11 protein-coding genes and 1 other annotated feature are annotated in these 12826 nt (G+C 51.3%); all 11 genes read right to left on the bottom strand.

Going from position 1 to position 12826, the window contains the following annotated elements:
- Nucleotides 1-44: 44 nt before the first annotated feature.
- A complete protein-coding gene (gene rpsG / locus QWT68_RS13275; RefSeq protein ID WP_040285478.1) occupies nt 45-515 on the bottom strand; it encodes a 30S ribosomal protein S7 in 471 nt (156 codons plus the stop codon).
- 35 nt (nt 516-550) lie between these two features.
- Complete coding sequence (rpsL, locus tag QWT68_RS13270; RefSeq protein WP_040285477.1) at nt 551-970, bottom strand: 30S ribosomal protein S12; 420 nt, start codon at nt 968-970, stop codon at nt 551-553.
- A gap of 101 nt (nt 971-1071) precedes the next feature.
- Nucleotides 1072-1320, bottom strand: a complete 249-nt coding sequence (locus QWT68_RS13265) for a ribosomal L7Ae/L30e/S12e/Gadd45 family protein (RefSeq protein ID WP_040285476.1) — start codon at nt 1318-1320, stop codon at nt 1072-1074.
- A 126-nt stretch (nt 1321-1446) separates the two neighbouring features.
- Nucleotides 1447-5046 carry a DNA-directed RNA polymerase subunit beta' gene (rpoC, locus tag QWT68_RS13260; RefSeq protein ID WP_040285475.1) on the bottom strand — a complete coding sequence of 1200 codons (3600 nt, stop codon included), beginning with the start codon at nt 5044-5046 and terminating at the stop codon, nt 1447-1449.
- A gap of 103 nt (nt 5047-5149) precedes the next feature.
- On the bottom strand, nt 5150-8692 hold the full coding sequence (rpoB, locus tag QWT68_RS13255; RefSeq protein ID WP_179860733.1) for a DNA-directed RNA polymerase subunit beta: 3543 nt from the start codon (nt 8690-8692) through the stop codon (nt 5150-5152).
- 305 nt (nt 8693-8997) lie between these two features.
- The gene (locus QWT68_RS13250; RefSeq protein WP_040285473.1) at nt 8998-9600 is read right to left on the bottom strand and encodes a class I SAM-dependent methyltransferase; all 603 of its coding nucleotides are present in this window, start codon (nt 9598-9600) and stop codon (nt 8998-9000) included.
- 91 nt (nt 9601-9691) lie between these two features.
- Entirely contained in the window at nt 9692-10057 is a 366-nt protein-coding gene (gene rplL / locus QWT68_RS13245) for a 50S ribosomal protein L7/L12 (RefSeq protein WP_040285472.1), read from the bottom strand.
- Nucleotides 10058-10119: 62 nt separating this feature from the next.
- The gene (rplJ, locus tag QWT68_RS13240) at nt 10120-10620 is read right to left on the bottom strand and encodes a 50S ribosomal protein L10 (RefSeq protein WP_040285471.1); all 501 of its coding nucleotides are present in this window, start codon (nt 10618-10620) and stop codon (nt 10120-10122) included.
- A gap of 35 nt (nt 10621-10655) precedes the next feature.
- Nucleotides 10656-10804: a sequence feature (ribosomal protein L10 leader region), on the bottom strand.
- Between the two features lie 42 nt (nt 10805-10846).
- Nucleotides 10847-11545: a 50S ribosomal protein L1 gene (rplA, locus tag QWT68_RS13235; protein ID WP_040285470.1), complete on the bottom strand. Its 699-nt coding sequence runs from the start codon at nt 11543-11545 to the stop codon at nt 10847-10849.
- 118 nt (nt 11546-11663) lie between these two features.
- Nucleotides 11664-12089 (bottom strand): 50S ribosomal protein L11, encoded by a 426-nt coding sequence (gene rplK / locus QWT68_RS13230; protein ID WP_040285469.1) that lies wholly within the window; start codon nt 12087-12089, stop codon nt 11664-11666.
- A gap of 175 nt (nt 12090-12264) precedes the next feature.
- On the bottom strand, nt 12265-12801 hold the full coding sequence (nusG, locus tag QWT68_RS13225; RefSeq protein ID WP_040285666.1) for a transcription termination/antitermination protein NusG: 537 nt from the start codon (nt 12799-12801) through the stop codon (nt 12265-12267).
- Nucleotides 12802-12826 lie beyond the last annotated feature (25 nt).

Genomic DNA, 12826 nt, shown 5'->3' with positions numbered 1-12826 from the left:
TGCTCCTTCCATATCGGAATAACGATTTAGTGAACGAATGGATCTTACCAGCGGTAGTGAGCGAATGCTTTGTTCGCTTCTGCCATCTTGTGCATTTCTTCACGGCGTTTTACAGATGCGCCTGTGTTGTTCGATGCATCAAGAATTTCGTTCGCAAGACGTTCTTCCATCGTCTTTTCACCACGTGTGCGTGAATAGTTCACGAGGTAGCGGAGACCAAGAGTCGTACGGCGCTCCGGACGGACTTCCACCGGTACTTGGTAGTTCGCTCCGCCGACACGGCGTGCACGCACTTCAAGAACTGGCATTACGTTGTTAAGCGCTGCTTCGAACACTTCGATCGGATCGTTTCCTGAACGCTCCTTCACAAGTTCAAACGCACCGTATAAAATTTTCTGAGAAGTACCTTTTTTACCGTCTACCATCATTTTGTTGATAAGACGAGTAACTAGCTTCGAGTTATAAATCGGATCTGGCAAAACATCACGTTTTGCAACTGGACCTTTACGAGGCATGTTGTGTTCCTCCTTTCAAAATAGTTGCTGCTTTATTATTTTTTCTCTTTAGGCTTTTTCGCACCGTAGTGTGAACGGCTTTGCATACGGCCAGTTACACCGGCAGTATCAAGCGCACCACGAACGATATGGTAACGGACACCCGGTAAGTCTTTTACGCGTCCTCCGCGGATCAGAACAACACTGTGCTCTTGAAGGTTGTGGCCTTCACCAGGGATATATGCGTTGACTTCCAGAGTGTTTGTCAAACGTACACGAGCATATTTACGAAGGGCCGAGTTCGGCTTCTTCGGTGTCATTGTGCCCACACGTGTGCAGACACCTCGTTTTTGTGGCGAGTTGACGTTAGTCATCGACTTTTTGAAACTGTTATACGTTTTTCCAAGTGCCGGAGCTTTCGAGCCGCTAGTATTCGATTTACGTGGTTTGCGGACCAATTGGTTAATTGTAGGCATCGGTTTTTTTCCTCCTTCCAACTTCTTTTAAGACCACACATCCAGGTGGTTCATTTTTGGGTAAAAACAAAGGTTTTGCACTTTTATGCGTGCAAAAACCGTTAATCAGTGATGACGACCACTGATGCAGCCACTTGAATTCCGCATGCTTTCCCAAGCTCAGTCCGCGATTCGACATATGTCAGCGGAATGTCCTGTCTGGCAGCTTCTTCAATTACCGGACCAGTCACCCGATCCTCTGCATCCTGTGCAATGAAGACTTCATGCGCCTTATTCCGGCGAATCGTTTTCACTGCTTGCTTTGTACCGATGATCAGCTTCTCTGCCTGTGAGACTTTATCATAAGACATGATGATATCCTCCAAAGTACAGACATTCAACTATCAACCTTTTGTATAGTACCATCTGCGCGGAGCCGTGTCAACAATAAAAATGTAAAACGGAAGGAGGCTGGCTCCTCCCGTTTGCATTGATCATTACTCTGCAGATACTGCGTCTTCTTCAAGTTCTTCTTCGCGGTCAAGTTCAATGCCGCGGTAGCGCTGCATGCCTGTTCCCGCCGGTACGAGTTTACCGATGATGACGTTCTCTTTCAAGCCGAGCAGTTCATCAGTTTTGCCTTTGATGGCTGCGTCGGTGAGGACTCGTGTCGTTTCCTGGAAGGACGCGGCCGAAAGGAAGGATTCCGTTTCAAGCGACGCTTTCGTGATTCCGAGGATGACAGGACGTGCTGTTGCCGGCAGTTTGCCCGTTTTCAGGACTTCTGTGTTGGCATCCGAGAATTGGTGGATGTCCAGAAGTGATCCCGGCAGCAGTTCCGTATCGCCCGCTTCGATGACACGCACTTTCCGCATCATTTGACGGACCATGACTTCAACGTGTTTGTCGCCGATTTCAACACCCTGCATCCGGTATACTTTCTGTACTTCTTTCAGTAAGTATTCCTGTACAGTCGAAACGTCTTTGACGACAATCAGTTCTTTTGGATCGACGGAGCCTTCCGTCAGTGCCTGACCGCGTTCGACCGTATCTTCCACAGCCACTTTCAGACGGCCGTTATACGGCGCGAGGTACTTGCGCGTCTCGACGTCGCCTTTGATAGTGATTTCTTTCTGTCCTTCGCGGATTTCGTCGATATCCGTAACGATACCTTTGATTTCCGAGATGACAGCCTGACCTTTCGGGTTCCGCGATTCGAAGATCTCCTGGATACGCGGAAGACCTGATGTGATGTCATCTCCTGCAACACCGCCTGTGTGGAATGTACGCATCGTCAGCTGGGTTCCCGGCTCACCGATCGACTGGGCAGCGATAATACCGACCGCTTCTCCCACTTCAACCGTTTCGCCTGTCGCCAGGTTGATGCCGTAGCATTTCTTACACACACCGTGCTTCGTGTTACATGTGAATGCCGAACGGATCGACATCGATGTAATACCGGCATTGACGATAGTCTGTGCAACGTCGGCTGTGATGAGCTGATCTTTTTCCGCAAGCACTTCACCTGTTTCAGGATGGAGCACTCTCTTCTTCGCGTGCCGGCCTTCGATCCGTTCCTCAAGGGATTCGATCAGTTCCACACCTTCTGTCAGCGCGGTAATCTCAAGTCCCCGGTCGGTTCCGCAGTCGTCTTCGCGGACGATGACATCCTGTGCAACATCTACGAGGCGGCGTGTCAGGTAACCGGAGTCGGCTGTCTTCAGAGCTGTATCCGCAAGACCTTTACGTGCACCGTGTGTAGAGATGAAGTACTCGAGTACTGTCAGACCTTCACGGAACGATGACTTGATCGGCAGTTCGATAATACGTCCAGCCGGGTTGGCCATCAGTCCACGCATTCCTGCGAGCTGCGTGAAGTTCGACGCGTTACCACGTGCCCCCGAGTCACTCATCATGAAGATCGGGTTTGTGTTTTCAAGGGAGCCCATCAGTTTGTCCTGGATGACATCCTTCGCGTGGCTCCAATACGAGATGACGCGGTCATACCGCTCTTCTTCCGTCACGAGTCCGCGGCGGAACTGCTGTGTCACTTTGTCCACTTTCTCCTGTGCATCCTGCAGTATATCGTGTTTGTCCGGAAGAACGACGATATCGGAGATACCTACCGTGATGCCGGCACGTGTGGAATATTTGAATCCCAGGTTTTTCATGCGGTCGAGCATCTTCGACGTTTCGGTGATGTGGAAACGGCGGAAGATCTCCGCAATGATATTTCCAAGATATTTTTTCACGAACGGCGAAACGACTTCAGCATTTTTAATATGTTCCCGTACATCAGTTGTCCCCGGGACGAAATACATATCCGGCGTTTCCACCTGGAGGTTCTGCTGGGTCGGCTCGTTGATATACGGGAATGATTCCGGCAGAATTTCATTGAATACCAGCTTACCGACAGTTGTGATCAGCAGTTTGCGGTTCTGCTCTTCCGTGAATGTCGGGTTTTTCAGCGAGCCTGCCTGGATGGCGATACGGGAGTGGAGATGGACATGACCGTTCTGATAGGCGATCAGCGCCTCATTCACATTGCTGAATGTTTTCCCTTCTCCTACTGCACCTTCACGCTCCAGTGTCAGGTAATAGTTACCGAGAACCATATCCTGGGACGGTGTAACTACAGGTTTTCCGTCTTTCGGGTTCAAGATGTTCTGCGCGGCAAGCATCAGGAGCCGTGCTTCCGCCTGCGCTTCCGCGGAAAGCGGCACGTGGACAGCCATCTGGTCACCGTCGAAGTCGGCGTTGTATGCCGTACAGACGAGCGGGTGCAGCTGAATGGCGCGCCCTTCAACGAGCATCGGCTCGAATGCCTGGATGCCGAGACGGTGCAGCGTAGGGGCCCGGTTCAGAAGAACTGGGTGTTCCTTGATGACCTCTTCCAGCACATCCCATACTTCGGAATGGAGGCGTTCGATCTTACGCTTCGCACTCTTGATGTTATGTGCAAGTCCGCGTTCGACAAGCTCTTTCATGACGAACGGTTTGAACAGTTCGATCGCCATTTCTTTCGGCAGACCGCACTGATACATCTTCAGGTTCGGTCCGACGACGATAACGGAACGGCCGGAGTAGTCGACACGCTTACCGAGAAGGTTCTGACGGAAACGCCCCTGCTTCCCTTTCAGCATGTGCGAGAGGGATTTCAGCGGACGGTTGCCCGGACCGGTTACCGGACGGCCGCGGCGGCCATTGTCGACAAGAGCATCAACGGCCTCCTGCAGCATCCGCTTCTCATTCTGCACGATGATGCCAGGTGCCCCCAGGTCCAGAAGACGCTTCAGGCGGTTGTTCCGGTTGATGACGCGGCGGTACAAGTCGTTCAGGTCGGACGTTGCAAAACGGCCGCCATCCAGCTGTACCATCGGACGGAGTTCCGGCGGGATGACCGGCAGCACTTCGAGAACCATCCATTCCGGACGGTTTCCTGAGTTACGGAAGGACTCGACAACTTCCAGGCGGCGGATCGCACGTGTGCGGCGCTGTCCCTGGACTGTTTTCAGTTCTTCTTTCAGACTCTCCGTCTCTTTATCGAGATCGATTGCGGACAGAAGCTGTTCGATCGCTTCCGCTCCCATGAGCGCCGTGAATTTCGTGCCGTACTTCTCACGGTACAGACGATATTCCTTCTCGGACAGCAGCTGTTTCCGCTCAAGCGGCGTATCAGCCGGATCGACGACAACATACGAAGCGAAGTAGATGACTTCCTCCAACGCACGCGGTGTCATATCCAGGATCAGACCCATCCGGCTCGGGATCCCTTTGAAATACCAGATGTGTGTGACAGGCGCTGCAAGTTCGATGTGGCCCATCCGTTCCCGGCGCACTTTCTGGCGGGTGACTTCCACGCCGCACCGGTCACAGACAACGCCTTTGTAACGAACGCGCTTATACTTGCCGCAATGGCACTCCCAGTCCTTTGTCGGTCCGAAAATACGCTCGCAGAACAACCCATCTTTTTCAGGCTTCAATGTGCGGTAATTGATCGTTTCGGGTTTTTTGACTTCCCCGTAAGACCACGAACGGATCTTATCCGGTGAAGCGAGCCCGATTTTCATATACTCAAAATTATTAACATCTACCAAGGAGCCTACCTCCCTCTAGTCTAGTCGCTGCCTTGCTGGCCCTGTGTTCATCACAAAAAGGGGGACAGTGCCCCCGTTTTTTTATTGGTTACGCCTGACGGTTTCAGACAGGCTGGTCTTCTTTCATGAGGTTCAATGCGTCTGTCGGCTGCATATCGTCATCGTCTTCCAGATCTCGCAATTCGATTTCCTGGAAGTCTTCCGAAAGCATTTTGACATCCAATCCAAGGCTCTGCAGTTCTTTGATGAGAACTTTAAAGGATTCCGGTACGCCCGGCTGCGGCACGCTGTCACCCTTGACGATCGCTTCGTATGTTTTCACACGTCCGACGACGTCATCCGACTTCACTGTCAGGATTTCCTGGAGTGTATAAGCAGCACCATAGGCTTCAAGCGCCCACACTTCCATCTCCCCGAAACGCTGTCCGCCGAACTGCGCTTTCCCGCCGAGCGGCTGCTGTGTGACGAGTGAGTATGGCCCTGTGGAACGGGCATGGAGCTTATCATCGACCATGTGTGCGAGTTTGATCATATACATGATACCGACAGACACACGGTTGTCGAATGCTTCTCCGGAACGGCCGTCATAGAGAACGGTTTTCCCGTCACGGTCCATACCTGCCTCTTCCATCGTATCCCAGACATCTTCCTCGTTCGCACCGTCGAATACCGGCGAAGCCATATGCACACCAAGTGAACGGCTCGCCATACCAAGGTGCATTTCCAGAACCTGTCCGATGTTCATCCGTGATGGCACGCCGAGCGGGTTAAGCATGACATCCACCGGAGTACCATCCGGCATGAACGGCATATCCGATTCAGGGAGGATGCGGGAGATGACACCTTTGTTACCGTGACGTCCCGCCATCTTATCTCCGACCGAGATCTTCCGCTTCTGCACGATATAGACGCGCACCAGCTGGTTGACGCCCGGTGCAAGCTCGTCGCCGTCTTCGCGGTTGAACACCTTTACGTCAAGGACAATTCCGCCTGCGCCGTGCGGTACGCGTAACGACGTATCACGCACTTCACGGGCTTTTTCCCCGAAGATCGCATGCAGGAGCCGTTCTTCGGCTGTCAGTTCAGTAACCCCTTTCGGTGTCACTTTCCCGACAAGGATGTCGCCGTCGTGCACTTCTGCACCGATACGGATAATTCCGCGGTCATCCAGGTTGCGCAGTGCATCTTCACCGATATTCGGAATGTCGCGGGTGATCTCTTCCGGTCCGAGTTTCGTATCACGTGCATCCGATTCGTATTCCTCGATATGGACGGATGTGAATACATCGTCTTTCACAAGACGTTCGCTCATGATGATCGCATCCTCGTAGTTATAGCCGTCCCAAGTCATGAAGGCGATCAGGATATTCTGACCGAGTGCCATTTCACCATTCTCCATGGATGGTCCGTCTGCGAGGATATCCTTTTTGGATACACGGTCGCCGACACGGACGATCGGGCGCTGATTGTAGCATGTCCCCTGGTTCGAACGGATGAAGTTGGACAGACGGTAGACATCAAGGTCACCCTTGACTTCCTTGCCTTCCACGACACTGATGCGGCGGACGCGGATCTCTTTCGCTTCCACGTGCTCGACGACCCCTTCATAGCGGGATACGACGGCTGCACCTGAGTCACGTGCAGATACGTGCTCCATACCAGTTCCGACGAACGGTGCTTTCGGGTTAAGGAGAGGCACCGCCTGCCGCTGCATGTTCGCTCCCATGAGGGCACGGTTGGAGTCATCGTTTTCAAGGAACGGAATACATGCTGTCGCTGCGGAAACAACTTGTTTCGGCGATACGTCCATGTAGTCGATCTGTTCGCGTTTGAACACCGTGTTGTCCCCTTGGAAACGGCCGACAACTTCTTCGTTCACGAAGGTGCCGTCATCGTTGAGCGGCGCATTTGCCTGCGCAACTACGTAGTTGTCCTCGAGATCTGCAGTCAGATAGTCGATGCGTTCCGTGACACGTCCTGTATCCGGGTCGACTTTCCGGTAAGGTGTTTCGATGAAGCCGAACTTGTTGACCTTCGCAAAGGTGGACAAGGAGTTGATCAGCCCGATGTTCGGACCTTCCGGCGTTTCGATCGGACACATGCGGCCGTAGTGCGAGTAGTGGACGTCCCGGACTTCCATGCCCGCACGTTCACGTGTCAGTCCGCCCGGTCCGAGTGCTGACAGACGGCGCTTATGCGTAAGTTCCGCAAGCGGGTTCGTCTGGTCCATGAACTGGGACAGCTGGGAACTGCCGAAGAACTCTTTGATGGACGCGATGACCGGTCTGATATTGATGAGCTGCTGAGGGACGATCGACTGGGTGTCGTTGATCGACATCCGTTCTTTGACGACACGTTCCATCCGCGACAAACCGATGCGGAATTGGTTCTGCAGCAGTTCACCGACTGAACGGAGGCGGCGGTTCCCCAAATGGTCGATATCATCTGTTGTACCGACACCATGGAGCAAGTTGAAGAAGAAGCTGACAGAAGCGATAATATCCGCCGGTGTGACATGTTTGATGGAATCATCGATGGACCCGTTGGAAATTACGTTGATGATCTGGCCTTCTTCACCTTTTGGTGCATAGATCTTGACGGACTGGATCCGGATTGGCTCATCCAGTACACCGCCTGCCTGTGACAGTTCCACCATGCCCAAACCGTTTTCGAAATGAGGGAGCAGCTTATCAAGCGTACGGCGGTCGATCAGCTGGCCTTTTTCGATCAGGATCTCGCCGGTTTCAGGGTCGACCAGCGTTTCTGCGATCGTCTGATTGAACAGACGGTTCTGCAGGTGGAGTTTCTTGTTCATCTTGTAACGTCCGACATTCGCCAGGTCATATCGCTTCGCATCGAAGAAGCGTGAGAAGAGGAGATTCTTCGCGCTTTCCAATGTCGGCGGTTCTCCTGGACGGAGGCGTTCGTAAATTTCGAGCAATGCTTTTTCGGAGTTTTCCGTGTTATCTTTTTCAAGAGAGTTTCGGAGGTATTCGTTGTCACCGATCAGGTCGATGATTTCCTGGTCACTTGAGAAACCAAGCGCTCTCATCAAAACAGTGATCGGCAATTTCCGCGTACGGTCGATCCGCACGTGAACGATGTCTTTTGCGTCTGTTTCGTATTCAAGCCATGCACCGCGGTTCGGAATGACAGTCGCCCCGAATCCGCGCTTGCCGTTCTTATCTGTCTTGTCATTGAAATATACACTCGGTGAGCGGACGAGCTGGGAAACGATGACGCGCTCGGCACCATTGATGACGAACGTTCCGTTTTCGGTCATGAGCGGGAAGTCTCCCATGAAGACATCCTGTTCTTTCACATCTTCCGTCTCTTTATTGTGCAGCCGCACTTTTACACGAAGCGGCGCGGCGAATGTCACATCGCGCTCTTTCGATTCGTCCACAGGATATTTAGGCTCGCCTAGCTGATAATCGACGAATTCCAATGAAAGATTTCCGGTGAAGTCCTGGATCGGGGAGATGTCGTGGAACATTTCCCTGAGGCCCTCTTCCAAAAACCATTCATAAGATGCCGTCTGGATTTCAATCAAATTCGGCAGATCGAGTACTTCGCTGATTCTCGCGAAACTTCTGCGCTGACGGTGTTGACCGTACTGAACTAAGTGACCTGTCAACTCTTTCACCCCTCATAAGACAATAATAGAGCCCATTTCGGCATGCATGATCCTTCCGAGCCGGCACAAAAATCACGCCATGCTGCCCAAACAGCCCATAATAAGTCTTTCCGAAATCACAAAAATAGTGTATGATATCGAAAAAACAAAAAGAAAACGAGTTCCGGCTAGAGCTCATTTTCGATTTACCAATCTTTTATCCAACGTCAGTATACCTAAGATTTCCATTGCTTATGCAATGTGTATAAATAGGCATACGAATGCAGTATATTTATTGTTGCATTTTATAATGCTACCACAAGGTCCATCCACCGTCAATGTTTTTTCGACTTGAAAATGTAATACCCCTTGCTTTTTGCCGCAATCTCTGCATTGCCAAACAGTTTCTTGAGTTCCGCTTCCGTGGAAGGCGCCCCCTGTTTCTTCTGAATGACAACCCACAGTTCCCCTCCTGATGCCAAACGGTCATATGCCTGCCGATAAATTTTGAAGACCGTCTCTTTTCCAGCCCGTATCGGCGGATTGGTCAATACTGCCGCAAATCCTCCGGCAGTCACTTGGTCAAGCGCATCGCTCGAAAAGATTTCCACATTTCCGATCGCATTCTTTTCCGCATTAGTCTCGGCCAGTCTCAAAGCCCGCTCATTCACATCGACCATTTGCACCGTCCGCTCGGGAAGCAGTGACGCGACCGCCAGCCCTACAGGCCCGTACCCGCATCCGACATCGAGCACATCCCCATCTGTTCCGGGCACCTGAAACGTTTCGATCAGCAGCTTGGAACCGAAGTCGATATCTCCCTTACTGAATACCCCTGCATCTGTCGCGAACGCGAAGTTCCGCCCTCGCAGTACGGTGCTCCAGTGACGGGGCTGGCTTTTGACATCGGGATTTTTTGTATAGTAGTGATCCGCCATCTTCCGCCCAGACCTCCTCCGCCTGATTTATTGTATAAAAAAACGGAGAAAAGCCCGTCAAAAAGACGAGCCTTTCTCCGCAATCCGGCTATTACTTAACTTCTACAGAAGCACCGACTTCTTCAAGTTTAGCTTTGAGTTCGTCAGCTTCTGCCTGGTCAACGCCTTCTTTGATCGGCTTCGGAGCGTTATCAACAACTTCTTTCGCTTCTTTCAAGCCAAGGCCTGTAATTTCGCGAACGACTTTGATGACTTTGATTTTCTGGTCTCCAGCGCCAGCAAGAATTACGTCGAATTCAGTCTGCTCAGCAGCTGCTTCTCCAGCACCAGCGCCTGCGCCAGCAGCAACAGGAGCTGCAGCAGTTACGCCGAATTCTTCTTCGATTGCTTTTACAAGGTCGTTAAGTTCAAGAACAGACATTTCTTTGATAGCGTCTAAGATTTGCGCGTTAGTCATTATAGTTCCTCCTAATGGATGTGTTTTTACGGGCTATCCCGTGATTTTGTCAGGCCGCAGAATTATGCGCCTTGTTCTTCTTTCGATTCGGCAACCGCTTTGGTAACCAATGCGAAGTTGCGCATCGGTGCCTGCAGTACGCTGAGGAGCATGGAGAGAAGTCCTTCGCGTGAAGGAAGAGTCGCCAATGCTTTCACTTCTTCAACAGAAGCGATCGAGCCTTCGATGACACCTGCTTTGATCTCCAGAGCTTCGTTATCTTTTGCGAAGTTGTTGAGTACGCGTGCTGGCGCGATGACATCTTCAGTCGAGAACGCGATTGCGTTCGGGCCTGTAAGATGTTCGTTCAGACCTTCAAGGCCTGACTCTTCAGCAGCGCGGCGGGCCATTGAGTTTTTGTAGACTTTGAACTCCACGCCTGCTTCACGAAGTTGCTTACGCAGTTCAGTTGCCTGCGCAACGTTAAGACCGCGGTAGTCAACGACGACCATGGAAGCAGAAGCTTTCATTTTGTCCGCGATTTCACTTACAACCGCTTTTTTTGCTTCTAATACTGTGCTCATCTTGACACCTCCTGTTTAGTATAGGGGCATTCATACCATATGCATAAAAAGCCCTCCGATCTGTTAAACAGACGGAGGGCTGGAAAGTCGTCATCTTTTCATTTCGAAAAAGAGCGTCTTGTCCCTCGGCAGGATGATTAAGCGCTGGCGCCCCTGCTGTCTGCGGTACAAATCGTATATTGTAACAAACGTTATCCTACCAAACGGCAGGGCATCTGTCAACTGATTATTTTACAGTTACTGAAGAAGTATCGATCTTTACAGCAGGTCCCATAGTCGTTGTCACAACAACAGACTTCATGTACGTACCTTTTGCTGCAGCCGGCTTCGCCTTCTGGATCACTTCGAAGACAGCGTTGAAGTTCTCTGTAAGCTTCTCGTTATCGAACGAAACTTTACCGATCGGCGCGTGGATGATCCCAGCTTTGTCCGCACGGTATTCAACTTTACCTGCTTTGATCTCTTCGACAGCTTTCGTTACATCGAATGTAACTGTGCCGGTTTTCGGGTTCGGCATGAGACCTTTTGGTCCGAGCACGCGTCCGATTTTACCGACTTCACCCATCATGTCAGGTGTCGCAACGATCACGTCGAAGTCGAACCATCCTTGCTGGATTTTCGCGATATATTCAGCATCGCCGACATAGTCAGCACCTGCTGCTTCCGCTTCCTTCAGTTTTTCGCCTTTTGCGAAAACGAGTACGCGCTGTGTTTTACCAGTGCCGTTCGGCAGTACGACTGCTCCGCGGATCTGCTGGTCGTTTTTACGTGTGTCGATTCCGAGACGGAAAGCCACTTCAACTGTAGCATCGAAGTTTGTCGTGCTTGTTTTCTTAGCGAGTTCAATCGCTTCAGTCAGGTCGTATGCCGCTGTGCGGTCTACAAGCTTCGCAGCTTCTACGAACTTTTTACCTCTTTTAGCCATCTGATAGTTCCTCCTCGATTGTGGTTTTAGCGGAATGGTCCTCCCACGAGTAAGGGTTGCGTGTTCTTACGAACGACCGCAACCCCCGTAACAATGTTCAATGGATGCGCAAAAACGATCAGTCTTCGATCGTGATTCCCATACTGCGAGCAGTACCTTCAACCATTGCCATCGCCGCTTCAACAGACGCAGCGTTCAAATCCTGCATTTTCTGTTCAGCAATTTCTTTAACCTGATCACGCTTCACGCTTGCAACTTTCGATTTGTTCGGTTCGCCTGATCCTTTTTGGATGTTAGCTGCAACCTTCAGCAAAACTGCTGCCGGCGGAGTTTTTGTGATGAATGTAAATGAACGATCTTCGAATACAGTGATTTCAACAGGAATGATCAAACCTGCCTGGTCAGATGTACGCGCATTGAATTCTTTACAGAATCCCATGATGTTCACACCCGCTTGACCGAGCGCCGGTCCAACTGGCGGTGCTGGGTTTGCTTTCCCTGCAGGAATCTGCAGTTTCACAAGTTTAATTACTTTTTTAGCCACGAGACACACCTCCTTAAGTCCGTGATGTGGTATTTGGGTTGCCCCTCCCACTCAATATGTGCCTGCCGGCGGCTGCCGGTAGAATTTTGTTAATACGTCCAGACAAAACGACGTCTGACCTTTGAAATAATACCATCATTTTCTCAGGTTTGCAAGAGGGAACGCACGATTTTTTTCAATCGGTGCGTTCAACCTGCCCGAAGTCCAGCTCCATGTTCGTCTCACGTCCGAACATGTCGACGGATACTTTGACCTTCCCTTTGTCCAGTTCGATTTCCTCGACTTTGCCCTGGAAGCCCGCGAACGGTCCTTCCAGCACTTCCACCATCTCGCCGATCTCGAAATCGACGTCCATCTTCTTGTCTTTCACCCCCATCTGCTTGAGGATGAATTCCACTTCCTCCGGCAGCAGCGGCGTCGGCTTCGCGCCGCCGCCTGATGAACCGATGAACCCCGTGACGCCCGGTGTATTCCGGACGACATACCAGGAATCATCCGTCATGATGACTTCAACCAGTACGTAACCCGGGAAGGTTTTGCGCATGACCGTCCGCTTCTTGCCTTCTTTGAAATCCGTTTCTTCTTCTTCAGGAACGATGACCCGGAAGATCTTATCCTGCATGCCCATCGTCTCGACACGCTTCTCCAAATTCTCTTTCACTTTGTTTTCGTAACCTGAGTACGTATGGACGACGTACCAATTTTTCTCCATTTCCATAGCGCTGAGGACTGTGCGT

It is taken from the genome of Sporosarcina trichiuri (genome assembly GCF_030406775.1).
GTDB classification, from domain to species: Bacteria; Bacillota; Bacilli; order Bacillales_A; family Planococcaceae; genus Sporosarcina; species Sporosarcina trichiuri.
This window is presented reverse-complemented; position numbering and strand designations above follow the sequence as displayed.